We start from the raw sequence: 26,508 nt of genomic DNA, 5'->3' as shown, positions 1-26,508 counted from the left end.
GCTTGCAGCATCTGGTTTTTTGCGACCACCGCGGTAACCCGTAAGGCACTCCGCTGCGGTGACACCCCTCTAGGCCCCTCCCCCAACCCCGTCAAATGCAAATTTCACTTTTATGGCAATTTTTGACTGATCACGGTCGAAAGCCCTCTGGCCGGCTCCTCGAGAGCTTCCAGCGCTAATAGCTCGAGCATAAGTTTGCGCTGCCTTGCAGGAGAGCAGAACGCCGCTGCTTAAGTGAGCATGGACGCAGAACGTCAGGCATGAAAAAACCGGCGCACGCCTGATTGCGTACGCCGGTTCTGTCTCTCGGTCAGCTGGCACTCGGCCAGGCTGGCATTACTTGCGGAGCGTGAGACCGCCACCAAAGCGCTTGTTGAAGCGCGCGACCTGGCCGCCCGTGTCGAGCATCGTGCCACGACCGCCAGTCCATGCCGGATGCGCGAGCGGATCGATTTCGAGCGTCATCACATCGCCTTCCTTGCCCCAGGTCGACCGCGTCTGATACTTCGTACCGTCGGTCATCTGGATGGTGATCATGTGATAGTCGGGATGCGTATCGGCCTTCATCGAAAGTCTCCGGTATTGTGGCTGGTTCCGACCAGCCTGAAAGGAAGGCGCGCCCGTACACCGCAGCACGCCGAGTTACAAGATCGGTAGTCTTATGCCTTGGGCGGATCCGCGATCATGGCCGTGAAATTGGCTTCGGCGACGAGCTGTCCGTCGACAAGAGCACGACCCGCGAACTTGCAGACGCTGGCGCGCTTCTGAACAAACGATACGTCGAGTTGCAGGAGAACGCCGGGTTCCACGGGCTTGCGGAACTTCGCACCGTCGATCGCCATGAAATAGACGAGCTTGCCCGAGCCGGCGAGGCCGAGCGACTCGACCGCGAGGATCCCGGCCGCCTGCGCCATCGCCTCGACGATGAGCACACCCGGCATGATCGGCCGCCCAGGAAAATGTCCCTGGAAGAACTGCTCGTTCATCGACACCGCCTTGATCGCCGTGATCGACGTGTCGGGGACGAGGTCCACGACACGATCGACCAGCAGCATCGGATAGCGATGCGGCAGCGCCGCCATAACCCGGCCAATGTCGAGCGGACCGCTCGACCGGCCGGATGCGGCGTCGGATCCAGTATGTCCGTTGTCAGCGCTCACCGGAACGCGCCTCAGCGACCCTGGGGCTGCGTACGCGCAGGGGCACCACGCGCGGGAGCAGCCGGTACAGCGGCAGCGGCGCCACCCTGCTGGCCCTGCTGGTTGGGCTGCCAGCCTGCGGGCGGCGTAATGCCGACGGTTGGAACCAGTCGGTCGAGCTCGGCCGTGATCGACGTGGTGATGTCAGCCGCCGGCTGCGCGAACAGCGCTGCGTCGGGACGCAGCAGGAGCGTGACGTTCTTCGCGCGCACAGCGTTGGTGACCGCGTCGCCGAGCTTCGCCTGAATCTGCTCGATCACATATTGCTGCGCACGCTGCGCGGGCTGGGTCAGGCGGGCGAGTTCCTGATTAGCCGCGGTTTCGCGCGCCTGGATCGTCTGCGCCTGCGCCTGCAGCGCAGCCGCGTTCGGCGTCGGTGCGCGCTGCGCGGTCTGGAACGCGGTCACGAGCGGCTGAAGCTCGCGTGCGATCGCCTGGCGACGCGTTTCGGCCTGGTCGAGCTGAGCCTTGTACGTCGTCTCGATCTGGCCACGCGCGGTGGTCCAGGCCTTGGAGGCGGCAATCGCGCCCTGGGGATCGGCGACTGCGATACCCGAAACCTGGGCCTGCGCCGCGGGAGCGACGATCGCGGCGGGCGCGAGCACTGCCGCAGCGAGGAGAAGCGTCTTGAACGTCGTCATCAGAACTGTGTCCCTACGTTGAAAGTAATAAGCTTGGGGTCGTCACCCGGCTGCGTGAGCAATGCCTTGGCGAGATCGATACGCAGCGGTCCGAACGGCGAATTCCAGTTCACGCCGATACCGACCGACAGACGCGGTCGCGGCGAATTGCCGAGGAAGGTTTCCTTGAACGGCGCGATCGCGCTGGTCGCAATGATGTTCGCCTCTGCCCCGGCGCACGCGCCGCCGAGCGTATCCGAATAGCCAGTCTGGCACGTCGTGGCACGCTGCGCGGTCTCGGTCGCGCCGGTCGGCGTATACGTGTTGAAGTAGAGCTGGCGACCCGCGCTGTCGAACAACGGCGTGTTGATCGGCAGCACCGTGACGTTGCCGTTCGCGTCGACCGAGGTCGGGAAGGTCGCCGTCGGCAGCGGCCGCGTGATCCCGAACAGGCTGCCGACCTGTGCATAGATCGTCGGACGAAGCCCGAGCTCACGAGCACCCGAGCCCAACGGGATCTCGATTTCCGCGCGCGCCAGGTAATAGGCCCGGCCGCCGAGCGCGTCATCGACGATCTGGTTGCGATCGGTCACGACGGTCTGCGTACCATCCGCCGCGGTGACATATTGCTGGCGCAGCACGCGCGGTCCGACGCCGCGAATGTCGAAGCCACGGAACTGCGGCTCGCCGAGATAGAAGCGGTCCGTGATCCGGACGCGGTCGACGCCTTCGCCACGGCTCTTCTCGAGCGAATGGATATAGCCGCCCTCGGCGATGACCGACCCGATGAAGCCGCTGCCAAGATTCCAGAACTTCGACCCTTCGGCACGGGTACGAATATATTTCACGTCGCCGCCAAGACCGGCGAAGTCCTGGCTGAACGAGAAGCGCTGGCCCGCGGTCGGACGCAAGCGGCTGTTGAGCGTGTCGTAGATGAGCGAGTAGCCGATCGACGACGTCCAGCGGTTGCCGAGCGCCTCGCAGAGATAACGACCGGCCTTGAGCGGATCGCAAACACCGTTCGTGAAATAGGAGGCCTGATCGAGGCCGACCTCGTCATAGGACAGGCCGTATCGACCGGAAAGCGACCAGAATTCGGTCAGCGGCACGCCGGCGCGGATCTGGAAGCCGGTCGAGACCTGCGAATAGGTCGTCTGGCGATCGTTGCCGACATAGTTGAACGAGTTGAAATCGCGCCGGAAGAGGTCGCCGCCGATCGCGATATTCTTGTCCAGCAGGTAAGGCTCGGTAAAGCCCAGTTCGATCGATTTCGAATAGCTGGAATAGTTCACACCGGCGCGGAGTTCCTGCCCCTTGCCGCGGAAGTTGCGCTGCGTGATATTGGCCTGGATGATGAAGCGTTCGAGGCTCGAATAGCCTGCCGACAACTGAAGCTCGCCGGTCGACCGTTCTTCGAGATTGGTCTCGAGAATGACGCGATCGGGTGCGGAACCCGGCGTCTGCTTGATCTCCATCTTGTCCTGGAAATAGCCCAGCGAGTTGATGCGATCCTGCGAACGCTTGACCTGGAAGCTGTTGAAGGCGTCGCCCTCGGCAAGGCGGATCTCGCGACGCACGACCTTGTCCTGCGTCTGCGTGTTGCCGTTGATCTCGACGCGCTCGACATAGGTACGCTTGGCTTCGGCGATGTTGAAGTTAATCCCCATCGTCAGCGTTTCGGCGTCCTTCTGGAACTCCGGGTTCACCTCGGTGAACGCATAGCCGAACAGGCCCGCGGTCTGGCTCAGATTGTCGACCGAATCCTCGACCAGCTTCGCATTGTACCATTCGCCCTTCTTGAGCGGCAGCGTCGACGCGAGCTTCTTGTTGTCGAAATCGCGGATCTGGCTGTCGACGGTGACGTCGCCGAATTTGTACCGCTTACCCTCCTCCACCACATAGGTGATGATGAAGTCCTTCTTGTCCGGCGTCAGTTCGGCGACGGCGGACGTGACGCGGAAATCGGCATAGCCTTCGGTCAGGTAGAACTGGCGCAGCTTCTGCTGGTCGTAGCTCAGGCGATCCTGGTCATAGCTCGTCGCGGACGACAGCAGGCGGAACAGACGCGCCTGCTTGGTCGCCATCTGTCCGCGGATCTGGTCGTCGGAGAACACCTCGTTGCCGAGGATGTTGATCTGACGGACCTTGGACTTTGGTCCTTCGCTGATCTCGAACACCACATCGACGCGGTTCTGGTCGAGATTGACCATCTTCGGGTCGACGACCGCAGCAAAGCGACCCTGCCGGCGATACAGCTCGATGATCCGCGCAATGTCCTGACGGACCGCGGTGCGCGTGAAGATCTGGCGCGGCGCGAGCTTGATCTCCTTGGTGATCTTGTCGGCCTTGAGCGCCTTGTTGCCCTCGAGGATGACGCGGTTGATGATCGGGTTCTCGCGGATGCGCAGGACGATATTGCCATCCTCCACGCCCGAGATCGAATAGTCCGCGAACAGGTCGCTTGCCTGCAGGTCCTTGAGCGCCTGGTCGAGCGTTTCGGCGGTGTACGGAATCCCGACGCGCAGCTTGGTATAGCTGAGCACCGTCTCCGGCTCGATGCGCTGCGATCCCTCGACGCGCAAAGTCTTGATCAGCGTCTGGGATACAGGAGCCGCCAAGGGCGTTGTAGCTGCAGGTCGAGGGGTAGCCGCAGGTCGCGCGGCCGCCGGTCCCGTCGACCGAGCAACAGGTGCCGGTGCGGTCTGTGCCCAGACGGGCACGCCGGACAGCATCGTTCCTGCCAGAAGCAGGGCGCCGTTACGCGCAAAAGTGTAACCGTTGATCGCTGTCACCAAACCCACCCCAAGAAACTTGCATACGCAAGGGCGCGCCCGCCCTGCCCTAACCGCGTCACCCGATCAAGCCGGCCAGATTCTTCCACAGGCCGAAATTGCCCAGATCGTTGAAGGTCACGAGAAGCATGAGCGCAAGAATGGCGGCCAGCCCGCCGCGGAAAGCCCATTCCTGAACCTCCGGGCCGACGGGCCGGCGACGAACCGCCTCGATCGCATAGAAAAACAAATGTCCGCCATCCAGCATCGGCACTGGCAGGAGATTGATGAACCCCAGATTGATGGAGACGAGGGCAATAAGGAACACATAGGCCTCGATCCCCAGCGACATCTGCTCGCCCGACACCTTGGCGATGCTGAGCGGACCGCCGAGTTCCTTGACCGAACGGCGCCCGGTTATCACCTGGCCGAGCGTTTCCACCATCATCGACACGATCTCACCTGTCCGCTTGACCGCGACGACGGGGGCATCGAGCAGCCCGACGGGAACGATCACGGGCTTGGACCCGGCAATCCCGAGCCGACCGACTCGAAATTCATTGCCGAACCGATCACGCTGCAAGTCGGTCGCGATGACGACGTCGCGCGAGATCTGCTGCCCGTTGCGCGTCACGTCGATGCGGACGCGCTCGCCGGCACGGATTCGCGCGAAGCGAGCCATGTCGTCGAATGTCTCGATCGAGCGGCCGCCAAGCGCGGTGACGCGGTCTCCCGCCTGAAGCCCTGCCGCGGCCGCGGGACTGCCGGGCATCGCCGCACCGACGACGGGCGGCATGCGGATATCGCCATAAGCGAGCGCGAAGCCGCCGAGTATGACAATCGCGACGACGAAGTTTATGACAGGCCCCGCGGCAACGACGATCGCGCGCTGCCACACGGATTTTGCCTGGAACGTCTGCCGGCGTTCGGCCGCGGGGAGCGCAAGCCAGTCCGCCGAAGGCTGGCTCGCCGGGTTCATGTCGCCGGCAAACTTCACATAGCCGCCGAGTGGCAGCCAGCCGAACTTCCAGCGCGTCCCGCGCTTGTCGGTGAAGCCTGCGATCTCGCGGCCAAAGCCGATCGAAAACGCGTCCGCCTTGATGCCGAAATACCGGCCGGCCAGATAATGCCCCATCTCGTGAACGAACACGAGCGGTCCAATCACGAGGACAAAGGACAGGATCGTCAACAGGATACCCGGCGTTTCGATCAAACCACGCAATCCTTTACCCGCTTGTCCGCCAGTATCCGCGCCTCGGTGTCGATCGCCAGCACGGCCTCGACGCTGTCCGGCGCAACCGGGTCGTAGCACGACAGCGTATCTTCCACGATTGCGGCTATTTCGAGGAAGCCGATACGTCGTTGCAGGAAAGCCTCGACCGCGACTTCGTTGGCAGCATTCAGGATCGCCGGCCGGGCACCGCCCGCTTCCAGCGCCTCGCGGGCCAGCCGCAGCGCCGGAAAGCGCGCCGGGTCGGGCGCTTCGAAATCGAGGCGGCCGATCGCGACCAGATCGAGCGGCGCCATCGGCGTCGCCATTCGTGCGGGCCACGCCAGCGTGTGCGCGATCGGCGTCCGCATGTCGGGGGGGCCGAGCTGCGCAAGCACCGATCCGTCTTGATAGTCGACAAGCGAATGGATCACCGACTGCGGATGAATGATGATTTCGATCCGGTCATGTGGAATCGGAAACAGCCGGGCCGCCTCGATCAGCTCGAGCCCCTTGTTCATCATCGTCGCGGAATCGACCGAGATCTTCGCGCCCATCGACCAGTTGGGATGCTTGACCGCCTGTTCGAGCGTGACGTCGCGCATCCGTTCGGTCGTCCAGTCGCGAAACGGACCGCCGCTGCACGTCAGGATGATCCGTCGCACGCCCTCGGGGCGCGCGGAGTCGAAGCACTGGAAGATCGCGTTATGCTCGGAATCGGCCGGCAGCAGCACCGCGCCCGATCGCGCCGCGGCGGCCAGGATCACGTCGCCCGCGGATACCAGCGGTTCCTTGTTCGCGATGACGACGGTGCCGCCCTGCTCGATGGCAGCCATGACGGGTTTCAGTCCCGCACATCCGACGATCGCCCCCATCGTCCAGTCCGCGCCCGATGACGCGGCCTCCGCGATCGCGTCCGCGCCCCCGCCTGCGCGGATACCGGTGCCGGCAAGCGCCGCGCGCAGATCGGCGAGACACCGCTCATCGGCAACGACCGCCAGTTCGGCGCGCGTACGGATCGCGGCCGCCGCCAATCGGGCGACGTCGCAATTGGCAGTCAGCGCGACGACGCGGAAGCGATCGGGTTCGCGTTCGACGAGGTCGAGCGTCGAGGTCCCGACCGAGCCGGTCGCGCCGAGGATCGTGATCGTCTTCATGGCAGGAGATGCGGCAGCAGGATCAGCAGCGCCGCAACCGGTGCGACGGGAACGAGACCGTCGAGGCGATCCATGACGCCGCCATGACCGGGCAGGATATTGCCGCTGTCCTTGACGCCGGCGACGCGCTTCAGCCAGCTCTCATAGAGATCACCGCCTTGCGCCAGTGCCGCGAGGATCGGGGTCGCCAGCGCCAGGCGGAGCGGCAGTGCATAGCTATAATGCAGCGCGGCCGCGACGAGGCTTGCAAGGACGATCCCGCCGATCAGGCCCGACCATGTCTTGTTCGGGCTGATCACCGGCGCGAGCTTGGGACCGCCAAGCGTCCGCCCTGTGAAGAACGCGCCGATATCGCATGCCCAGACGAGCGAAAGCGCCCAGAGCGTATAGAGAATGCCGTCGTCCTGACGGCGGATCACCATCAGCGCGAGCACGGGCAGCCCGCAATAGATCACGCCGAGCGCGAGCCGCGGCCGGCGGGTAATGATGACCACGAAGAACGTCGCCCCGGCCAGCAGCCCGAGCGTGAAGAAGTCGCGGACGACGATGATAAGCGATGCAGGCGCCATCAGGGCGAGTGGAACCGACAGCGCGAACTGCGCGGTCCGCTTGGTCGCGCGATCGACGCCCTGGAGCATCGACCATTCGGCCATCATGAACAGCGCAGCGAGCGCGCCGAGCAGCCAGAAGACGATCCCGCCCATCATCAGCGCGACGGTCGCGACCGCAATCATCGCGACGCTCGCGATCATCCGCAGTTGCAGGTTCGACGGTGTGCGAAGCGCCTGATCGGGCGCCTTCTCAGGGTCGCTAAGCGTCACAGCCCACCATAACGGCGCTGGCGCAGACCAAACGCTGCAACCGCATCGGCGAGCGCGACGCCGTCGAAGTCGGGCCACAATGTGTCGACGAACAGCAGCTCGGCATAGGCTGCCTGCCACAGCAGGAAGTTCGACAGACGCTGCTCGCCCGAGGTGCGGATCATCAGGTCGAGCGGCGGCAGGTCGTGCGTGTCGAGCTCGGCCTCGATTGCCGCCGCATCGATGTCGGCAGGATCGAGCGAGCCGTCGCGCGCACGCTCGGCGAGGCGCCGCGCGGCGGTCACGAGCTCGGCATGAGCGCCGTAGTTCAGCGCGATCGCGAGGATCGGGCCGGTGTTGGTCGCGGTCCGCGCGATCGCGTCGTCGACCATCGCCACCAGATCGGGCGAAAAGCTGTGATAGTCCCCGATCACGCGCAACCGGACATTCTCGCGCGCGAGTTCGTCGAGATCGCTGCGGATGAAATGCCGGAGCAACCCCATCAGGTCGCTGACCTCCTCGACCGGGCGGCGCCAGTTCTCGGACGAGAACGCGTACAGCGTCAGCGCCTCGATCCCCATCGCGCGGGCGGCGCGCGTCACCTTGCGCACCGCTTCGACCCCGGCCTTGTGCCCGGCAAAGCGCGGCAGGAACCGCTTCTTCGCCCAGCGGCCATTGCCGTCCATGATGATCGCGACATGACGCGGCACCGCGCCGCCCGAAGGGACGGCAGCCAACGGCGCAGTCGAAGAGGCCAACGGCCTCACTTGCCCAGGATTTCCTTTTCCTTGGCGGTCGCGGTCGCATCGAGATCAGCGATCGTGCTGTCGGTCAGCTTCTGGACTTCGACTTCGTGACGCTTGCGCTCGTCCTCGCCGAACACGCCCTTCTTCTCGTCGACCTTCAGCGAATCCATGCCGTCGCGGCGGACGTTGCGGACCGCGATGCGCGCCTTTTCGGCATATTGGCCGGCGAGCTTGGCGAGCTCCTTGCGGCGCTCCTCGGTCAGATCGGGAATCGGCAGACGCAGCGTCTGGCCGTCGACGATCGGGTTGAGCCCGAGGCCGGCAGAGCGGATCGCCTTGTCGGTCGGGCCGACATTCGACTTGTCCCAGACCTGCACCGACAGCATGCGTGGCTCGGGCGCGGACACGGTCGCGACCTGATTGAGCGGCATCGACGAACCGTAGACCGTCACCATCACCGGATCGAGCAGCGCGGTCGACGCGCGGCCCGTTCGCAGACCGGCAAGGTCATGCTTCAGCGCTTCGACGGCACCCGCCATGCGGCGTTCCAGGTCGCTCTTGTCATACGCTGCCATCTTAACTCTCCTGCTCGTTCTGAACGACCGTCGACACGCCATCACCGCTAAGCACCGCGGCGAGATTGCCGGGTTCGCGGATGTTGAAGACGACGATCGGGATATTGTTGTCGCGGCACAGCGCGATTGCGCTCGCGTCCATGACCTTGAGGTCGTCGGACAGCACGCGGCTGTACGACACCGTCTCGTATCGCACCGCGTCGGGGTGAGTCTTCGGGTCGGCGTTGTACACGCCGTCGACCGAGGTGCCCTTGAACAGCGCATCGCACTTCATCTCGGCAGCACGCAGCGCGGCGCCCGAATCGGTGGTGAAATAGGGGCTTCCGACGCCCGCCGCGAAGATCACGACGCGACCCTTTTCAAGGTGGCGCTCAGCGCGGCGGCGGATGAACGGCTCGCACACGCTCGCCATCGGGATCGCCGACTGGACACGCGTGTCGATGCCGATCTGCTCGAGCGCGTTCTGCACCGCGAGCGCGTTCATCACGGTCGCGAGCATGCCCATATAGTCGCCGGTCGCGCGGTCCATCCCGCGGGCGGCGCCGGCCATGCCACGGAAGATGTTTCCGCCACCGACGACGATGCAGATCTCATAGCCCTTGGCTCTGATGTCGGCGATCTCCTGCGCGACACGCGCGGTGACGGTCGGATCGATCGACAGGCCGGACGGTCCCATGAGGACCTCGCCCGACAGTTTCAGCAAAATACGTTTGAAGCGCGGAGGCGTCATAAATCTCGAATTGTGATTGGCGGGGCGGCGCGGACCTTAGGCGGCGAGCGCCACGATGGGAAGCGCTGCGCGACGCCTGCACCGATTCCTGACGGCAATTCGACGGAAAAGTCATCGGTCGCGGGGTGCGCACACGACAAGTATCGTCATTCCCGCGGAGGCGGGAACCCATGATGGCTGGCGTCTCGATCGATCACCGCGCGGAGGATGTGGATCCCCGCCTGCGCGGGGATGACGGAGCGGGCGGAATACCACCGCCTACCGCTATCCTTCTCCCCACGGGGAGAAGGTGACCCGGCAGAGCCGGATGAGGGGGCGTGAGGTTCGCGACCTCGCCACTCCCCTCACCCTTCCCACAGCCAAGTGGCCGCGGGCCCCTTCCCTCTCCCCGTAGGGGCGAGGGAAAGTGTCAGCTTACGCCTGCGGAACGCCCGATGCGGCAGCGACTTCGGCTGCGAAGTCGGACTGCTCCTTCTCGATGCCTTCGCCGAGCTGGAAGCGGACATAGTCCACCAGCTTGATCTCGGCGCCCGCATCCTTGCCGGCCTTGGCGACGACGTCGGAGATCTTCGTCTTGCCGTCCATCACGAACAGCTGGCTGACCAGAGCATGCTCCTTCCGGTACTTGGCGATGCCGCCCTCGACCATCTTGGCGATGATGTCGGCAGGCTTGCCCGATTCGGCGGCCTTCTCGGTCGCAATCGCGCGCTCACGCTCGATCTCGCCCTCGTCGAGGTCCGCTTCGTTCAGCGCCTTCGGGAATGCGGCTGCGATGTGCATCGCGAGCTGCTTGCCGAGCGACTGGAGAACCTCGTCCGAAGCCTCCGATTCGAGCGCCACGAGCACGCCGATTTTGCCGAGGCCGGGAGCGGCGGCGTTGTGGATGTAGGGCACGACTGCGCCCTTGCTGACTTCCAGCGTGCGCGAGCGGCGCAGCGACTGGTTCTCGCCGATCGTCGCGACGTTGTTCGTCAGGACTTCCTCGACGGTCTTTCCCGATGGCATCGCCTGCGACTTCAGCGACTCGATGTCGCCGCCCGATGCGAGCGCGATCTGAGTCACGTCACGGACGAACGACTGGAACTGGTCGTTCTTGGCGACAAAATCGGTTTCCGAGTTCACTTCGACCGCTGCACCCTTGGTGCCCGACACAGCGACGCCGACCAGGCCCTCGGCCGCGGTACGGCTGGACTTCTTGGCAGCGGCGGCGAGACCCTTGGTCCGCAGCCAATCCATCGCCTGATCCATGTCGCCGGCGTTCTCGCTGAGCGCCTTCTTGCAATCCATCATGCCCGCGCCGCTCTTTTCGCGCAGATCCTTGACCATTGCTGCCGTGATATCGGCCATGTCTCTCATCCTTGTTTAGGTCTGAATGTAGTTGCGGGCGAGGCAGAGCGAATGCCCTACCCCGCCCGCATGACGGTTCGGCGACGACGCTTATGCGTCGATCTGGCGCTCACCCTCGGCCGCGAACTCTGCGGCGGTCTCGGCGTTTGCCGCAACCTGTGCCGTGTCAGCCGAAGCTTCCACGACCGGCTCGGCAACAGCCTCTTCCTTCGGCGGCTCGATCATCGCGCCGATATCGGCACCCGTGCGGCGCTGCTGCTCCTGGCCGCCACGCGTCGCGGCGATCGCGATCGCCTCGCAGTACAGGCGGATGGCGCGGGCGGCGTCGTCGTTCGCGGGAACCGGGAAGGCGATGCCGTCCGGCGACACGTTCGAATCGAGGATCGCGACGACGGGAATACCCAGCGTGTTCGCTTCCTTGATCGCCAGCTCTTCCTTGTTCGCGTCGATCACGAACATCACGTCAGGAATGCCGCCCATGTCGCGGATGCCGCCGAGCGAAAGCTCGAGCTTGTCCTTCTCACGGGTGAGCTGAAGCACTTCCTTCTTGGTCAAGCCGACGGTGTCACCCGACAGCATTTCCTCAAGCGTCTTCAAACGCTTGATCGAACCCGAGATGGTCTTCCAGTTGGTGAGCATGCCGCCCAGCCAGCGATGGTTGACGAAGTGCTGGCCTGCGCGACGTGCGGCGTCCGCGACGGGCTCCTGCGCCTGGCGCTTGGTGCCGACGAACAGGACCTTGCCGCCGCCGGCGACGGCCGACGAGACGAACTCGAGCGCGCGTGCGAACAGTGGCACGGTCTGCGAGAGGTCGAGGATGTGGACGCCGTTGCGGTCACCGAAGATGTAAGGCTTCATCTTGGGGTTCCAGCGATGCGTCTGGTGACCAAAATGTGCGCCCGTTTCAATGAGCTGCTGCATCGAGACGACTGGTGCCGCCATAGGGATATATCCTTCCGGTTGTGCCTCTGGGAAGCGGATGACGTGCCGGCCGAATGACCGAAACGCACCGGGCTATGATGCCTCCCATGCGGGGTTAGAGGCGCGGCCCTTAACCGGGTGCCAGGCAAAACACAAGCCACAGAGCGTCGCTTGACAGTCGGAACGCAATGAGAACATAAAGGGTTCAGAGGGGAACAGATGTTCGACTCGGCGCAGATTCGGCCCCGCATGACGGGAATCAAAATGCGACGAACGGAACGAAGTTTCTGGCCAAGTGTTTGCGGACGTTAGTGAATTGTTCGCAACTTACAGGAAGGCGGACGTGATGTTGGTTCTGAGCTTCGTGATATTCGCAGGTGCATTCGGGGTTGCAGGGATGACGATCGTCACGGCGATCGCCCCGCAATGGAACCGTATTGTCCGGCTTGCGCTCGGCAACGTCGAGCCCGCCTTCCAGCCGCTCCGGGCGCTTGCGGTTGCCGAGCGCCGGATAGCGGTCAGGCGCTGGGCGTCGACGTCGGTTCAGCCACCCGCGCGCCGCTGGAACGCTGCCGCCTGACCTTGGCGTAGCTTGCGATGCTGAACGGCATCGAGATCAGATAGAGAATGCAGATGATGCTGAGCGTGTGCCATGGCGCGCTCACCAGCGCTGCACCGAGCAGGACGACGAGCGCAAGCGCCTCGAACCTGACGTTCCGGCGAAGCTTGAGCGACCCCCAGGAATAGGTCGCGATGCTCGATACCATCAGCAGCGCGACGAACGCGATCCACGGCGCCACCAGATAGGGCGACGCGAAACGCGGCTCGTCGGTCCAGAACCAGAAGAACATCGGCATGAGCGCGAGCCCGGCCCCCGCAGGCGCGGGAACGCCGGTCAGGAAGCCCGCGGATTTATGCGGCTGGTCGCTTTCATCGATCTTGGCGTTAAAGCGTGCGAGACGTAGCGCGCAGAACACTGCGAAGATTAGCGCAGAGATCCAGCCGACACGCGGAAGTGCGGCGAGCGACCAGAGATAGACGATCAACGCCGGCGCGACGCCGAACGAGATCGCATCGGACAGCGAATCAAGCTGCTCGCCGAATCGACTCTCGCCGTGCAGCATCCGGGCGATCCGGCCGTCGAGCCCGTCGAGCACGCCCGCGACCATGATCATCGCGACCGCGCTCTCCCATTGTCCACCGATCGCGAACCGCACACCGCTCAGGCCGGAACACAGCGCAAGCGCGGTGACCGCGTTCGGGGCGACGGCCCGCAGCGGAAGGCCGCGCGGGGCGCGACGCGGTCGACCGGATCGAATCGGGCCACGCGCGTCCGCCGGCACGGCCGGATCGTGGTCGATCACTGTGCGATGCCGCCGACCGGCACGCCGCCGACGCGGCCCAGCACGGTCTCGCCTGCGATGCTGCGCTGACCGAGGCACACTTGCGGCACGACATGGTCGGGCAGGTACACGTCGACCCGGCTGCCGAATCGGATCAGACCGATCCGCTGGCCGACCGCAACCATGTCACCCGCCTTCACGAAGCCGAGAATGCGCCGTGCGACGAGGCCCGCAATCTGCGTGAAGCCGATTCGCATCCCGTTGCGATCCTCGACGACGAAATGCTGGCGCTCATTCTCTTCGCTCGCCTTGTCGAGGTCGGCGTTGAGGAACTTGCCCGAGATATAGACGACCTGGCGGATCGTGCCCGCGATCGGCGTGCGATTGATATGCACGTCGAACACCGACATGAAAATCGACACGCGGACGAGCGGTACGTCGCCCAGCCCGTTCTCGCCGGCCAGTTCGCGTGGGATCGGCACGCGCTGGATCATCGTGATCAGGCCATCGGCGGGCGCGACGATCAGACCTTCGCCCTGCGGCGTGGTGCGGACAGGATCGCGGAAGAAGGTCGCGACCCAGATCACGACGCCGACCATCGGCCAGAACAGCACATGGCTGACCATCGTCAGCAGCAGCGTGATGCCGGTCGCGATCGCGACGTATTTATAGCCTTCCGGATGGACTGCGGGAAATCGCCATTTGACCGTGGAGGTCGTGACGGGCGGCTTGTCGAGCGATGCCATAGCGTGCGGGTCTATCCGTGCTGAACGCGCGATACAACGCCGAACCTGAACGGGCACGCGATCGACGCTGTCGTCAATTGCCCGGCCGGGCGGTTGATCGACGCCGTCGGCTCCCCTAGACGCTCGTCCAACCCCCTCCCCCGAAGGACCGAAAATGGCGAAGATCAAGGTAAAGAATCCGATCGTGGAGATCGATGGCGACGAGATGACCCGGATCATCTGGGAATGGATCCGTGAGCGCCTGATCAAGCCGTATCTCGACATTCAGCTCGATTATTACGACCTCGGCGTCGAGCATCGCGACGCGACCGACGACCAGGTCACGATCGACAGCGCGCTCGCCACGCAGAAGCACGGCGTCGCGGTCAAGTGCGCGACGATCACGCCCGACGAGCAGCGCGTGACCGAATTCGGCCTGAAGAAGATGTGGAAGTCGCCGAACGGCACGATCCGCAACATCCTCGGCGGCACGATCTTCCGCGAGCCGATCGTGATCAAGAACGTCCCCCGCCTGATCCCGGGCTGGACGCATCCGATCGTCGTCGGCCGTCACGCATTCGGCGATCAGTATCGCGCGACCGATTTCCTCGTCCCCGGCCCCGGCAAGCTGCGTCTCGTGTTCGAAGGCGATGACGGCGCGACGATCGACCGCGAGGTGTTCCAGTTCCCGTCGGCGGGCGTCGCGATGGCGATGTACAACCTCGACGACTCGATCCGTGATTTCGCACGCGCATCGATGCATTACGGCCTGAACTTGAAGTGGCCGGTGTACCTGTCGACCAAGAACACGATTTTGAAGGCCTATGACGGCCGCTTCAAGGATCTCTTCGCCGAGGTGTTCGAGGCCGAGTTCAAGGACAAGTTCAAGGAAGCGGGCATCGTCTACGAGCATCGCCTGATCGACGACATGGTCGCCTCTGCACTGAAGTGGAACGGCGAGTTCGTCTGGGCGTGCAAGAACTATGACGGCGACGTCCAGTCGGATCAGGTCGCACAGGGCTTCGGCTCGCTGGGTCTCATGACCTCGATCCTGCTGACCCCGGACGGCAAGACCGTCGAGGCCGAGGCCGCGCACGGCACGGTCACGCGCCACTTCCGCATGCACGAGCAGGGCAAGGCGACCTCGACTAACCCGATCGCGTCGATCTTCGCGTGGACCGGTGGCCTGAAGTATCGCGGCAAGTTCGACGACACGCCCGACGTCACGAAGTTCGCCGAGACGCTCGAGCGCGTCTGCATCAAGACGGTTGAGGACGGCCACATGACCAAGGATCTCGCGATCCTGATCGGGCCCGACCAGCCCTGGATGACGACCGAGCAGTTCTTCGAGCAGGTCCGCTCGAACCTCGAAGCCGAAATGGCCAACTGGGCTTAACCGAATTCCCCCGCTCCCCGATGACGGGAGCGGGGTTTTTCGCCAGACACTGCCCCCCTCCCGTCATCCTGACGAAAGTCAGGATCCAGGGTAACCGAGCGCCGTCCCTCGCGGCTCTGGATCCTGACCTTCGTCAGGATGACGGAGGAGTCTGAGGACGATGCAACACCACGGGTGACAATTCCGCCACGCCTCCCCTAAGGTTGCAGGCATGGCATTACGGCTCGACAACCAAAGTTTCAGCGACGCGCTCGTCATTCTCGGCGCCGCCGGGCTGGTGATCCCCGCCTTCGCGCGGTTCAAGGTAAGCCCGGTCATCGGCTTCATCCTGGTTGGATTGCTCGTTGGCCCTGCCGGGCTTGGTGCGCTCACGGGCGTCGCGCCGTGGCTTTATTACCTCACCATATCGAACCCCGAATCGATCGAACCGTTCGCCGAGTTCGGGATCATCCTGCTGCTGTTCTCGATCGGGCTCGAACTCTCGTTCAAGCGGCTGTGGTCGATGAAACGGCTGGTGTTCGGGACGGGTGCCGCCGAGCTGATCGGCTCCGCGCTGATCATCGGCGTCGCGCTCCACTTCATCGGCCAGGGATGGGCCGGCGCGATCGGGCTGGGCTTTGCGCTCGCACTCTCGTCCACCGCGCTGGTCCTGCCGCTGGTCGGCACCACCGGCGCGGTCGGGCGCGGCGCGTTCGCGATGCTGTTGTTCGAGGATCTGGCGCTCGTCCCGATCATCTTCGTGCTGGGCGCGCTCGCGCCGACCGCGAGCGACGATGGCTGGGTGGATATCGCCGGCGTGGCCCTGCGCGGCGGGCTGACCGTCGTCGCGATGTATGTCGGCGGCCGTGTCGTGCTGCCGCGGCTGTTCGGCCAGGCTGCGCGGACCAAGAGCCCCGAACTGTTCCTCGCGGCGTCGCTGCTGGTCGTCATCGTCGCCAGCGTCGCGACCACCGCGGCCGGACTGTCGCCGATCGTCGGCGCGCTGCTCGCCGGGCTACTCATCGCCGAGACCGAATATCACAGTGAGGTCGAGGTGATCACCGCGCCATTCAAGGGCCTTGCGCTCGGCGTGTTCCTTATCTCGGTCGGGATGAGCCTCGACCTCCGGCTGATCGCGCAGAACTGGCCGTCGCTGCTGCTCGCGGTGACGGGCGTCGTCGCGGTCAAGGCGGTCGTGACGTTCCTGTTCCTGCGCGTCGCCAATTCGCGGCGCGGCGTGGCAGCCGAAACGGGCCTGTTGATGGGCAGCCCGTCCGAGACGACGCTGATCGTGCTCGCCACCGCCGCGCAGGCGCAGTTGATCATGCCGTCGACCGCGTCGTTCTGGCAGACCGTCACCGCGATCGGCCTTACGATCACGCCGTTGCTCGCCAAGCTCGGCCGCACCGTCTCGCGCCAGCTGGAAAGCCGGACGGTCGCGGACACGGGCGACATCGAGATCGACGACGACGGCCCCGGGACGGTCGTGATCGGCTTTGGTCGCGTCGGCAGGATGGTGGCGGACATGCTCGCCGTGCATGGGCAGAAATATGTCGCGGTCGAGGCGGATATCGATTCGGTCGAGGCCGCGCGGCGGCAAGGGCACCCGGTGCTGTTCGGCGACGTCTCGCGCGCGGAGCTCGTCGACCGGCTGAAGCTGCAGACCGCGAAGGCGCTGATTCTGACGATGGACGATCCGGTGCTGACGGTGCGGCTCGCGCGGCGGGTGCGCGCGTTGGCGCCGGACCTGCCAATCGTGGCGCGTGCCCGCGATACCGCGCATGCTGCCGAGCTGTACCGCGCCGGCGTGACCGATGCGGTGCCCGAGACGCTGGAGAGCTCGCTTCAGCTCGCCGAGGCGGTACTCGTCGATCTGGGCGTGGCGATGGGCCCGGTGATCGCGTCGATCCATGAGAAGCGTGACGAGCTCCGGCAGGAGATCAAGAAGGCGGCGGACATGCTGGTCGAGCCGCGTATCCGGAAGGCCAAGCGCACGCCGCGCTCGGTTTAAGGCGCGAACTACGAGCGAAGCGCCGTTGTCGGCCATTTCCAAAAAAAGGTCGACACCGCGCCCCTCCGCACGCCGGAAAGGCACGGTATACGACCGCGCTCGATTACGCCGCCAGCGCGAAATCCTTGAAGCGATCGCGGAGCGCGGTCTTGAGCAGCTTCCCCGTCGCGGTGTGCGGCAGTTCGTCGACGAAGACGATCGCGTCGGGCAGCCACCATTTGGCGACGTGTTTCGCGAGGTGGTCGAGGATCGCCTGATCGGTAACCTCGCTGCCGGGTTTGCGGACGACGATCAGCAGCGGGCGCTCGTCCCATTTGGGATGATACACGCCGATCGCCGCCGCCTCGGCAACGCCCGGACAGCCGACCGCGGCGTTTTCGAGATCGACCGAGCTGATCCATTCGCCGCCGGACTTGATGACGTCCTTCGAGCGATCGGTGATCTGCATCGTGCCGTCGGGGTGGAGCATCGCGACGTCGCCGGTGTCGAACCAGCCGTCCGCGTCGACCGCATCTTCGTCGGCGCCGAAATAGCGCTGGACGACCCACGGCCCGCGGACCTGGAGCTTGCCCGCGATCGACCCGTCGCGCGGGAGGACGGTCCCCTCGTCGTCGACGATGCGCAGTTCGATCCCGAACGGCACGCTGCCCTGCTTGCCGACGAGATCGAGCTTCTCGTCGTGGCTCATGTCATCCCAGTGCGGCGGCGCGAAGCCTGCGGTGCCGATCGGCGAGGTCTCGGTCATGCCCCAGAGGTGCTTCACATCGGCCCCCATCCGCATGATCCGGTCGATCATCGCGCGCGGCGCCGCCGAGCCGCCGATCGTCACCAGCTTCAAATGCTCGGGCGCCTCACCGGTCGCGTCCATATGGCCGAACATCGCCAGCCAGACGGTCGGTACGCCGGCGGAGTGCGTCACGCGCTCCTGGTTCATCAGCCGGCACAGCACCGCGGGATCGTTGACCGCCGAATAGACGACCTTCGCCCCCGACAGCGCGCAGGCAAACGGCAGCCCCCAGGCGGCGGCGTGGAACATCGGCACGACCGGCAGCACGACCGCGCTCGGCGACAGGTCGAACACCCAGGGCGCGACCTCGGCCATCGCGTGGATCATCGTCGAGCGGTGCGTGTAGAGCACGCCCTTGGGATTGCCCGTGGTGCCGCTGGTGTAGCAGAGCATGCACGGATCGCGTTCGGGGCCTTCGACCCAGTCGTAATCGCCATCCTCGGCATCGAGCAGCGCCTGGAAACCGTCGGGGCCGAGATCGTCGAAGCAGATATAATGGCGGACGCTGGTCCATTGCCCGCGCAGCCGGTCGACGAGCGGCTGGAACGCCTTGTCGTAGAGCATCACGCGATCTTCGGCGTGGTTGGCGATGTAGACGAGCTGTTCGTCGAACAGCCGCGGGTTGATCGTGTGGATCACGCCGCCCATCCCGATCGTCCCGTACCAGGCGATGAGGTGATGCGCGTGGTTCATCGCGAGCGTCGCGACACGGTCACCGGTCGCGACACCGAGCTTTTCGAGCGCCTGCGCGAGCTTGCGCGCGTCGCACGAAATGCCCGACCAGCTCGTGCGCGTCTCGCGACCGTCGGCCCAGTAGCTGACGAGTTCCCGCGCCCCATGTTCGCGCGCAGCGTGGTCGATCAGCCGGGGGACGCGAAGCTCGAAATCCTGCATTCCACCCAGCATTCTCGCTCTCCCAAGCTGTTATCCGACCAGAGCGAGCCTCGTTTCAGAGGTCTTCAGCTCCACCTTGGTCACACCGTGCAACGACTCGATGTGCTCTGCAAGTTCGCCGTCGAGCAGGAAGTCGCGACCGAGCAGGATGCAGACCTCGCCATCGGGGAGCGGCGCTCGGACGCGCACCTCGCCGCGCGCGCCGCGATGGTCCGCGAGCAGCGATGCGAGCCCGGCGAACGCGGCCATGTCCGAGATCGTCACCACCACCTGGAACCGCGCAAGGTTGGCGAGCCCCTCGAACGGCTGGATCCGCTTGATGCTGACGCGCGGCGTGTCCTCGCCGGGCTTGCGATCAAGCTCGACGGTGATGAGCCCGCAGCCGCCGGCCTTGGCGGCTTCCTCGAGATCCCTCGAAACCTGCTCGTCGAAGCACGTCGCCATGAACTGGCCGCTGGCATCCGAGCACTGCGCCATCATGAAGCGCTTGCCGCGCGCGGACGTGCGGTAGCGCGCGTCCTCGACCAGCACCGCCATCGTCGCGCCCGCGCGGCTGCCGTCGTCGGGGATGTTGAGCTCGGACAACGCGGTATAGGCGCGCGCGCCGTGGCTGTTGGCGATGTGGCGGTGGCGATCGACCGGGTGCGCGGAGAAATAGAAGCCGAAAGCCTCCTTCTCCTGATCCATCCGCTGGCTGAGCGTCCAGCGCACCGACGGCGGCAGCTTGATCGCGTCGCCCGCGGGTTCGGCATCGCCGAAGAGGCCGCCCTGCCCGCTGGTCTTCTGTTCGTGCGTGCGCGCGGCGATCGCGAGGATCGTCTCGGCGGTGGCATGGATGCCGGCGCGGTTGGGCTCGAACGAGTCGAACGCGCCCGCCGCGGCGAGCGTCTCGAGCTGGCGCTTGTTGAGCAGGCGCGGATCGACTCGCTTGGCGAGCTGGTCGAGCCCGGCGAACGGGCCGTTCTCGACACGCTCGACGACGAGCTTCTCCATCGCGCCCTCGCCGACCGACTTGAGCGCACCGAGCGCATAGCGGACGGCGAGCCCGTCCTCATGCGCCTCGACGTCGAACTCGGCCTGGCTCTCATTGATGCAGGGCGGCAGCGTGGCGATGCCCAGACGGCGCATGTCGTCAGTGAAGATCGCGAGCTTGTCGGTCTGGTGCAGGTCGTAGCACATCGACGCGGCGAAGAATTCGTGTGGGTAATGCGCCTTCAGCCACGCGGTCTGATAGGCGAGCAGCGCGTACGCCGCGGCATGGCTCTTGTTGAAGCCGTACCCTGCGAACTTGTCGATCAAGTCGAACAGCTCGTTGGCCTTGGCCTTCGGGATGTTGTTCACCTTGGCGCAGCCCTCGACGAAGATCGCGCGCTGCGCGTCCATCTCCGCCTTGATCTTCTTGCCCATCGCGCGGCGCAGCAGATCGGCGCCGCCGAGCGAGAAGCCCGCCAGGATCTGCGCGGCCTGCATCACCTGTTCCTGGTAGACGAAGATCCCGTAGGTCTCCGACAGAATCGTCTCCAGCGCAGGGTGCGGATATTCGATCGTCTCGGTGCCGTTCTTACGCCTACCGAACGACGGGATATTGTCCATTGGGCCCGGTCGATACAGCGACACGAGCGCGATGATGTCGCCAAAATTGGACGGACGGACTGCGGACAGCGTGCGGCGCATGCCCTCCGATTCGAGCTGGAACACGCCGACCGTGTCGCCCTTCTGGAGCAGCGCGTAGACGCCCGCATCATCCCATTCGAGCGCGTCGAGATCGACCTTGACGCCGCGCTTGGCGAGCAGCTGGACGCCCTTCTGCAGCACCGACAGCGTCTTCAGCCCGAGAAAGTCGAATTTCACGAGGCCCGCGCCCTCGACATATTTCATGTCGAACTGCGTGACGGGCATGTCCGAGCGCGGATCGCGGTACAGCGGCACGAGCTGCGCAAGCGGCCGGTCGCCGATCACCACGCCCGCGGCGTGCGTCGAGGAGTGACGCGGCAGCCCCTCCAGCTTCATCGCCAGATCGAGCAGCTTTCGCACGCCATTGTCGTTGGCATATTCCTTGGCGAGCTCGCCGACGCCGTTCAGCGCGCGCTCGAGCGTCCAGGGATCGGTCGGGTGGTTGGGGACGAGCTTGGCCAGCCGGTCGATCTGGCCATAGCTCATCTGCAGCACGCGGCCGGTATCCTTTAGCACCGCGCGCGCCTTTAGCTTACCGAAGGTGATGATCTGCGCGACCTGATCGCGGCCGTATTTCTCCTGGACGTAGCGGATCACCTCGACCCGCCTGGTTTCGCAGAAATCGATGTCGAAATCGGGCATCGACACGCGTTCCGGGTTCAGGAAGCGCTCGAACAGCAGCCCCAGCTTGATCGGGTCGAGATCGGTGATCGTCAGCGCCCAGGCGACGACCGAGCCTGCGCCCGAGCCACGGCCGGGACCGACCGGAATGTCGTGATCCTTCGCCCATTTGATGAAGTCGGCGACGATCAGGAAATAGCCGGGAAAGCCCATCTGGACGATCACGTCGACCTCGAACGCGAGGCGCTTGCGATACACCTCGCGCCAGCCGTCCTCGCCCTCCCCGTGGAGCTCGGTGATGCGCGCCAGACGCTTTTCGAGCCCGGCCTCGGCGTCGTCGCGCAGCAGCTTGGCCTCGCCCTCGATATCGCCGGCGAGGCTGGGGAGGATCGGCTTGCGGTACGGCGCCATCACCGCGCAGCGCTGGGCGACGACGAGCGTGTTGGCGATCGCCTCGGGCAGGTCGGCGAACATCTCGTGCATCACCGGCGCGGGCTTCATCCACGCTTCGGGGCAGCTGCGGATGCGGTCCTCTGTCTCGACATAGGTCGAGTGCGCGATGCAGAGCATGGCGTCGTGCGCGTCGCCGAACGCACTTTCGGTGAAGCAGCACGGGTTGGTCGCGACGAGCGGCAGGTCGCGTTCGTAGGCGATGTCGATCAGCGCCTCCTCGGCGGCGGTCTCGGTCGCGTCGCCGCGGCGTGAGAGCTCGATGTAGAGGCGGTCGCCGAACAGCCCTTGCAGCCGGTCGAGATAGGCGCGCGCGCGGTCGGGCTGGCCCTCCGCGAACAGCCGCGCGAGACCGCCCTCGCCGCCAGCGGTCAGCGCGATCAGCCCGTCGGTGTGGCGTTCGAGCGCGGCGAAATCGACATGCGCGGGCATTTCGATCGGGCGGTCGAGATGCGCCATCGAGACGAGCGCGCAGAGATTGTCGTAGCCGGTCGTGTTCTGCGCGTAGAGCGCGATCCAGTCGAACGGCGTGGCGACGCCGTCGGGCATGTCGGGGCGGCTCAGCCCGAGCATCACGCCGATGATCGGCTGCACGCCGTCCTTCTTGGCGGCGTCCGAATAGGCCATCGCGGCGTAGAGCCCGTTGCGATCGGTCAGCGCGGCGGCGGGGAAGCCGAGCGCGCGCGCCTGCTTGGCGATCGCCTTGGGATCGATGGCGCCGTCGAGCATGGTGTAGCAGGAGAAGACGCGGAGCGGGACGTAACCGGAATGCATCGATTGCAGGTAGGCGCTCGAGCGTGATTCGACCAGTCGCGTTGGGGGGCTATGCACGCGCCGACGCGACGAACCGAGGCGGGGGTTGCCGGGGGCGCGGGGGTCGTCCGCCCTGCCCCCGTCATCCTGGGCTCGACCCAGGATCCAGAGCCGCGGACGACGGACTGCGTGGCTCTGGATCCTGACTTTCGTCAGGATGACGGGAGTGTGGGTTGAGGACGGCGCCGGCACGCAAGACGGGCGCGCGCGCGTTTTCGGTTAGCATTGTTCTCCCGCGAAGGCGGGAGTCCAGTCTGGGCCCCCGCCTTCGCGGGGGAACATCCTTTTGGTGAGGGTGCTGTCCACCGCCACCGCCACCCCGGCGGAGGCCGGGGTCCAATTGGGGGACGGTGGTGGCGGAGGTGCGCTTCGTTACTGCGACCTTTCCAATTGGGCCCCGGCCTTCGCCGGGGTGGCGGTGCGAGGGGTGACGGCGCGTTAGAGCAGCTCCTCGATATCCGTCCGAATGTCCGCAGGCTTGGTCGTGGGCGCGTACCGATCGACCACGTTGCCCTCCCGGTCGACGAGGAACTTGGTAAAGTTCCACTTGATCGCCTTCGACCCCAGCACACCCGGCGCATCCGCCTTCAGCCGATCGAACAGCGAATCCGCCTCCCCACCGTTGACGTCCACCTTCGCGAACACGGGGAAGGTCACGTCGTAGGTCAGCGAACAGAAATTCGCGATCTCCGCCGCGTCGCCCGGCTCCTGCCCGCCGAACTGGTTGCAGGGGAACGCCAGCACCTCGAACCCGCGGTCGGCATAGTCGCGGTGGAGCGCCTCAAGCCCTTCATATTGCGGGGTGAAGCCGCATTTCGAGGCAGTGTTGACGATTAACAGCACCTTGCCGGCATAGGCCGCGAGCGACGCGGGGGTGCCGTTGGCGGTCTTCACGGTGAAGTCGGTGATGGTCATGCGCGGTCCTCGTGTCGGGCGAGCAGATAGGTCAGGTTCTGACGGACGCCCGGCCATTCGTGGCGCAGAATGCTGTACACGACAGTATCGCGCAAGCGGCCGTCGGCCATCACCTGATGCCCGCGCAGCACGCCGTCGCGTTTCGCACCGAGCCGCTCGATCGCGGCCTGTGAGCGCTTGTTGAGGCTGTCGGTGCGGATCTGGACGCATTCGCAGCCGAGCGTGTCGAACGCGTGGGCGAGCAGCATCCGCTTGGCCTCGGTATTGACGCCGGTGCGCTGGACCGCGGTGGCGTAGAAGGTGCCGCCGATCTCGAGCCGCCGGTTCGCCGCGCTCATCCGCATGAAGCGGGTGCTGCCGCGGACGATGCCGTCGACGACCACCGCGAAGACCCGCGCGCGGCCAAAGTCCTGCTGCTCGAACGCCGCCGCGAGCCAGCGGTCGGGCGCCTTCATCAGCGCGACATTGGCGTAGAACAGGTCCCACAGGCCGTCCGCCGATGCGGCGGCGACCAGCGCGTCCTTGTCCGCCGCGACCAGCGGGCGGAGCGTGACGTGACGCCCGACGAGCGTCGGTGTCGCGTCCCAGCTCAAGCCAGCCGGCCCTCGTGCAGCCGGAACACGCGGTCCATCCGCGCGGCGAGCCGTTCGTTGTGGGTCGCGACCAGCGCCGCGGTGCCCTGTTCGCGGACCAGCCGGACGAATTCGGCAAAAACGATGTCGGCGGTATGCTCGTCGAGATTGCCGGTCGGCTCGTCCGCCAGCACGAGCGCGGGCTTGTTGGCGAGCGCGCGGGCGACCGCGACACGCTGCTGCTCGCCGCCCGAGAGCTGGCTGGGACGGTGCGTGAGGCGGTGGCCGAGCCCGAGCTGGGTCAGGAGTTCGGCCGCGCGCGCATCCGCCTGTGCGCGCGTCGCGCCGTGGACGAGCTGCGGCAGGACGACATTCTCCGTCGCGTTGAAATCGGGGAGGAGGTGGTGGAACTGATAGACGAAGCCGAGGCTGTCGCGGCGCACCACGGTGCGCTCGTGCGCGTTGAGCTTCGACGCCTCGGTACCGGCGATCTTGATCGATCCCTGGAAGCCACCTTCCAGCAGCCCGACCGCCTGGAGCAGCGTCGACTTGCCCGAGCCCGACGGGCCGAGCAGCGCGACGATCTCGCCCGGTGCGATTCCGAGCTCGATGCCGCGCAGCACGTCGATCGTCGCGCCGCCCTGTGTGAAGCTTTTGGTCAGGCCGCTGGTCTGCAGGACATAGTCGTACGCCTGCGCGCTGCGCCGCTCGATCGGAAGGCCATTATTCATAACGCAGCACCTGCACGGGGTCGGTACTCGCCGCCTTCCAGGCCGGATAGAGCGTCGCGAGGAAGCTGAAGATCAGCGCCATCAGCGCGATCACGATGATCTCGACCGGATCGGTCTTGGACGGGAGTTCGGTCAGATAGCGGATCGAGGGATCCCAGAGATTCTGGCCGGTGACGAGCTGGACGAAGTTCACGACGCCCTGCCGGTAGAACAGGAAGACGAAGCCGAGCCCGAGCCCGGCGAGCGTGCCGAGCGCGCCGATCGTCGTGCCGACGACGATGAAGATCCGCATCAGCCCGCCGCGCGTCGCGCCCATCGTCCGCAGGATCGCGATGTCGCGCGTCTTGGCGCGGACCAGCATGATCAGCGAGGACAGGATGTTGAACACCGCGACGAGGATGATGATCGACAGCACGGTGAACATCGCGACGCGCTCGACCGCCAAGGCCTCGAACAGCTGCGCGTTCATCGTCCGCCAGTCCTGGATGACCGCGCGGCCGCCGATCTTCTCGGCGAGCGGCCTCAGGATCTCGCCGACCTTGTCCGCATCGACGGTCTTCAGCTCGACCATGCCCGCGGCGTCGCCCATCAGGAGGAGCGTCTGCGCATCCTCGATCGGCATGATGATGTACGCCTTGTCATAGTCATAGACGCCGATCTCGAAGATCGCGCCGACCTTGTAGCTGACGATGCGCGGTACGGTGCCGAACGGCGTGGTTTGCCCCTGCGGGCTGAACAGCGAGATGTCCGAGCCGACCTGCGCGCCGAGCGACTCGGCAAGCCGCGAGCCGATCGCGATCCGGCCGGACCCTTGCGTGATCGACTGGAGCGACCCCATCAGCACCTTGTCCTGGATCGTCGAGTTGCGGCGGATGTCGTCGACGCGCATGCCGCGGACGAGCACCGCCTCCGCACGGCCGTTATAGGTGGCGGCGAGCGGCTGTTCGATCAGCGGCACCGCGCTGGTGACGCCGGGGGTGGCGCGCGCCTGTGCGACGATCTCGCGCCAGTCGGGCATCCGGCCACCGAGCGGCTGGACCACCGCATGGCCGTTGAGCCCGACGATCTTGTCGAACAGCTCGGCACGGAAGCCGTTCATCACGCTCATCACGATGACGAGCGCGGCGACGCCGAGCATGACGGCGACCAGGCTGATCGAGGCGACGAGGAAGATGAACGCCTCGCCCTTGCCCGGCAGCAGATAGCGCCGGGCGATCATCCGTTCATAGCGTGACAGGATCATGGGTGCGGGGGTTCGATCGTTAGAAAAGACAGTCCTGCGGCTCTAGGACGCGGCCCGGCGCTAGGCAACCACTCCGCCCTCCCCGCTGTCCGCTCAGCCCCTGAGCGCGCATGGCTAGATTGGTCTGTTGCGGATTCGACACAGCACCGATCCAATCGTGTGGCCTCGCCCGCAAACAGGGTGACAAACCCCCTGTAAGTATTTAGCAAAAACCTCGCTGAGACACAGGCAACGGCCGTGGTTCGGGGAATGCTTCTACGCCGCACCCAAGGTGCTGA

General features: G+C 65.5%; 22 protein-coding genes. 2 read left to right on the top strand and 20 right to left on the bottom strand.

Going from position 1 to position 26,508, the window contains the following annotated elements:
* Positions 1–336 precede the first annotated feature (336 nt).
* The 14 genes from rpmE to AC0CH3_RS06580 form a co-directional block, all read right to left on the bottom strand.
* On the bottom strand, positions 337–567 hold the full coding sequence (gene rpmE, locus AC0CH3_RS06645) for a 50S ribosomal protein L31 (RefSeq protein ID WP_031393312.1): 231 nt from the start codon (positions 565–567) through the stop codon (positions 337–339).
* A 92-nt stretch (positions 568–659) separates the two neighbouring features.
* Positions 660–1,160 (bottom strand): 3-hydroxyacyl-ACP dehydratase FabZ, encoded by a 501-nt coding sequence (gene fabZ, locus AC0CH3_RS06640; RefSeq protein ID WP_354302832.1) that lies wholly within the window; start codon positions 1,158–1,160, stop codon positions 660–662.
* Positions 1,161–1,171: 11 nt separating this feature from the next.
* Positions 1,172–1,840 carry an OmpH family outer membrane protein gene (locus AC0CH3_RS06635; RefSeq protein ID WP_354302830.1) on the bottom strand — a complete coding sequence of 223 codons (669 nt, stop codon included), beginning with the start codon at positions 1,838–1,840 and terminating at the stop codon, positions 1,172–1,174.
* A complete protein-coding gene (bamA, locus tag AC0CH3_RS06630) occupies positions 1,840–4,551 on the bottom strand; it encodes an outer membrane protein assembly factor BamA (RefSeq protein ID WP_354302875.1) in 2,712 nt (903 codons plus the stop codon). The genes AC0CH3_RS06635 and bamA overlap by 1 nt, the downstream gene beginning before the upstream one ends.
* Before the next feature lie 118 nt (positions 4,552–4,669).
* Positions 4,670–5,803: an RIP metalloprotease RseP gene (gene rseP / locus AC0CH3_RS06625; RefSeq protein WP_354302828.1), complete on the bottom strand. Its 1,134-nt coding sequence runs from the start codon at positions 5,801–5,803 to the stop codon at positions 4,670–4,672.
* Positions 5,800–6,957 carry a 1-deoxy-D-xylulose-5-phosphate reductoisomerase gene (locus tag AC0CH3_RS06620; RefSeq protein ID WP_465237711.1) on the bottom strand — a complete coding sequence of 386 codons (1,158 nt, stop codon included), beginning with the start codon at positions 6,955–6,957 and terminating at the stop codon, positions 5,800–5,802. The genes rseP and AC0CH3_RS06620 overlap by 4 nt, the downstream gene beginning before the upstream one ends.
* Positions 6,954–7,709: a phosphatidate cytidylyltransferase gene (locus tag AC0CH3_RS06615; protein ID WP_354302873.1), complete on the bottom strand. Its 756-nt coding sequence runs from the start codon at positions 7,707–7,709 to the stop codon at positions 6,954–6,956. The genes AC0CH3_RS06620 and AC0CH3_RS06615 overlap by 4 nt, the downstream gene beginning before the upstream one ends.
* Before the next feature lie 65 nt (positions 7,710–7,774).
* The gene (locus AC0CH3_RS06610; protein WP_354302824.1) at positions 7,775–8,494 is read right to left on the bottom strand and encodes an isoprenyl transferase; all 720 of its coding nucleotides are present in this window, start codon (positions 8,492–8,494) and stop codon (positions 7,775–7,777) included.
* Between the two features lie 26 nt (positions 8,495–8,520).
* Positions 8,521–9,078, bottom strand: a complete 558-nt coding sequence (frr, locus tag AC0CH3_RS06605) for a ribosome recycling factor (RefSeq protein ID WP_056021953.1) — start codon at positions 9,076–9,078, stop codon at positions 8,521–8,523.
* A gap of 1 nt (position 9,079) precedes the next feature.
* Positions 9,080–9,808 carry a UMP kinase gene (pyrH, locus tag AC0CH3_RS06600; protein WP_354302821.1) on the bottom strand — a complete coding sequence of 243 codons (729 nt, stop codon included), beginning with the start codon at positions 9,806–9,808 and terminating at the stop codon, positions 9,080–9,082.
* A 414-nt stretch (positions 9,809–10,222) separates the two neighbouring features.
* On the bottom strand, positions 10,223–11,155 hold the full coding sequence (tsf, locus tag AC0CH3_RS06595; protein WP_354302819.1) for a translation elongation factor Ts: 933 nt from the start codon (positions 11,153–11,155) through the stop codon (positions 10,223–10,225).
* 90 nt (positions 11,156–11,245) lie between these two features.
* The gene (gene rpsB / locus AC0CH3_RS06590; protein ID WP_056021946.1) at positions 11,246–12,097 is read right to left on the bottom strand and encodes a 30S ribosomal protein S2; all 852 of its coding nucleotides are present in this window, start codon (positions 12,095–12,097) and stop codon (positions 11,246–11,248) included.
* Positions 12,098–12,594: 497 nt separating this feature from the next.
* A complete protein-coding gene (locus tag AC0CH3_RS06585; protein WP_200916291.1) occupies positions 12,595–13,395 on the bottom strand; it encodes a CDP-alcohol phosphatidyltransferase family protein in 801 nt (266 codons plus the stop codon).
* Positions 13,396–13,436: 41 nt separating this feature from the next.
* Positions 13,437–14,165, bottom strand: coding sequence for a phosphatidylserine decarboxylase (locus AC0CH3_RS06580; protein ID WP_056021944.1), 729 nt, complete (start codon positions 14,163–14,165; stop codon positions 13,437–13,439).
* A 154-nt stretch (positions 14,166–14,319) separates the two neighbouring features.
* Here AC0CH3_RS06580 and AC0CH3_RS06575 point away from each other — a divergent pair, with 154 nt between their 5' ends.
* On the top strand, positions 14,320–15,540 hold the full coding sequence (locus AC0CH3_RS06575) for an NADP-dependent isocitrate dehydrogenase (RefSeq protein WP_354302816.1): 1,221 nt from the start codon (positions 14,320–14,322) through the stop codon (positions 15,538–15,540).
* A 211-nt stretch (positions 15,541–15,751) separates the two neighbouring features.
* Positions 15,752–17,530, top strand: coding sequence for a cation:proton antiporter domain-containing protein (locus AC0CH3_RS06570; protein WP_354302814.1), 1,779 nt, complete (start codon positions 15,752–15,754; stop codon positions 17,528–17,530).
* Between the two features lie 103 nt (positions 17,531–17,633).
* Here AC0CH3_RS06570 and AC0CH3_RS06565 read toward each other — a convergent pair whose 3' ends face one another.
* From AC0CH3_RS06565 to AC0CH3_RS06540, 6 genes are all read right to left on the bottom strand, one after another.
* The gene (locus AC0CH3_RS06565; RefSeq protein ID WP_465237710.1) at positions 17,634–19,223 is read right to left on the bottom strand and encodes a long-chain fatty acid--CoA ligase; all 1,590 of its coding nucleotides are present in this window, start codon (positions 19,221–19,223) and stop codon (positions 17,634–17,636) included.
* An 18-nt stretch (positions 19,224–19,241) separates the two neighbouring features.
* On the bottom strand, positions 19,242–22,685 hold the full coding sequence (gene dnaE / locus AC0CH3_RS06560; protein ID WP_465237709.1) for a DNA polymerase III subunit alpha: 3,444 nt from the start codon (positions 22,683–22,685) through the stop codon (positions 19,242–19,244).
* A 522-nt stretch (positions 22,686–23,207) separates the two neighbouring features.
* On the bottom strand, positions 23,208–23,684 hold the full coding sequence (locus AC0CH3_RS06555) for a glutathione peroxidase (protein ID WP_354302810.1): 477 nt from the start codon (positions 23,682–23,684) through the stop codon (positions 23,208–23,210).
* Complete coding sequence (locus AC0CH3_RS06550; RefSeq protein WP_354302809.1) at positions 23,681–24,277, bottom strand: GNAT family N-acetyltransferase; 597 nt, start codon at positions 24,275–24,277, stop codon at positions 23,681–23,683. The genes AC0CH3_RS06555 and AC0CH3_RS06550 overlap by 4 nt, the downstream gene beginning before the upstream one ends.
* Positions 24,274–24,987: an ABC transporter ATP-binding protein gene (locus tag AC0CH3_RS06545; RefSeq protein WP_354302807.1), complete on the bottom strand. Its 714-nt coding sequence runs from the start codon at positions 24,985–24,987 to the stop codon at positions 24,274–24,276. The genes AC0CH3_RS06550 and AC0CH3_RS06545 overlap by 4 nt, the downstream gene beginning before the upstream one ends.
* Positions 24,980–26,230 carry a lipoprotein-releasing ABC transporter permease subunit gene (locus tag AC0CH3_RS06540; protein ID WP_031396032.1) on the bottom strand — a complete coding sequence of 417 codons (1,251 nt, stop codon included), beginning with the start codon at positions 26,228–26,230 and terminating at the stop codon, positions 24,980–24,982. The genes AC0CH3_RS06545 and AC0CH3_RS06540 overlap by 8 nt, the downstream gene beginning before the upstream one ends.
* Positions 26,231–26,508 lie beyond the last annotated feature (278 nt).

The sequence above is a fragment of the Sphingomonas sp. AC449 genome (assembly GCF_979253475.1).
The sequence above is the reverse complement of the archived record's forward strand: the minus strand, read 5'-3'. Positions and strand labels throughout refer to the sequence as shown.

Coding starts and splice junctions, on each gene's coding strand:
- AC0CH3_RS06620 (WP_465237711.1), bottom strand. CDS start 6,957: ATGAAGACGATCACGATCCTCGGCGCGACCGGCTCGGTCGGGACCTCG.
- AC0CH3_RS06545 (WP_354302807.1), bottom strand. CDS start 24,987: ATGAATAATGGCCTTCCGATCGAGCGGCGCAGCGCGCAGGCGTACGAC.
- AC0CH3_RS06635 (WP_354302830.1), bottom strand. CDS start 1,840: ATGACGACGTTCAAGACGCTTCTCCTCGCTGCGGCAGTGCTCGCGCCC.
- AC0CH3_RS06565 (WP_465237710.1), bottom strand. CDS start 19,223: ATGCTGGGTGGAATGCAGGATTTCGAGCTTCGCGTCCCCCGGCTGATC.
- AC0CH3_RS06575 (WP_354302816.1), top strand. CDS start 14,320: ATGGCGAAGATCAAGGTAAAGAATCCGATCGTGGAGATCGATGGCGAC.
- bamA (WP_354302875.1), bottom strand. CDS start 4,551: ATGCTGTCCGGCGTGCCCGTCTGGGCACAGACCGCACCGGCACCTGTT.
- dnaE (WP_465237709.1), bottom strand. CDS start 22,685: ATGCTCGACGGCGCCATCGATCCCAAGGCGATCGCCAAGCAGGCGCGC.
- tsf (WP_354302819.1), bottom strand. CDS start 11,155: ATGGCCGATATCACGGCAGCAATGGTCAAGGATCTGCGCGAAAAGAGC.
- AC0CH3_RS06555 (WP_354302810.1), bottom strand. CDS start 23,684: ATGACCATCACCGACTTCACCGTGAAGACCGCCAACGGCACCCCCGCG.
- frr (WP_056021953.1), bottom strand. CDS start 9,078: ATGGCAGCGTATGACAAGAGCGACCTGGAACGCCGCATGGCGGGTGCC.
- AC0CH3_RS06580 (WP_056021944.1), bottom strand. CDS start 14,165: ATGGCATCGCTCGACAAGCCGCCCGTCACGACCTCCACGGTCAAATGG.
- AC0CH3_RS06615 (WP_354302873.1), bottom strand. CDS start 7,709: ATGATCGCGAGCGTCGCGATGATTGCGGTCGCGACCGTCGCGCTGATG.
- AC0CH3_RS06540 (WP_031396032.1), bottom strand. CDS start 26,230: ATGATCCTGTCACGCTATGAACGGATGATCGCCCGGCGCTATCTGCTG.
- pyrH (WP_354302821.1), bottom strand. CDS start 9,808: ATGACGCCTCCGCGCTTCAAACGTATTTTGCTGAAACTGTCGGGCGAG.
- AC0CH3_RS06570 (WP_354302814.1), top strand. CDS start 15,752: ATGGCATTACGGCTCGACAACCAAAGTTTCAGCGACGCGCTCGTCATT.
- rpsB (WP_056021946.1), bottom strand. CDS start 12,097: ATGGCGGCACCAGTCGTCTCGATGCAGCAGCTCATTGAAACGGGCGCA.
- rpmE (WP_031393312.1), bottom strand. CDS start 567: ATGAAGGCCGATACGCATCCCGACTATCACATGATCACCATCCAGATG.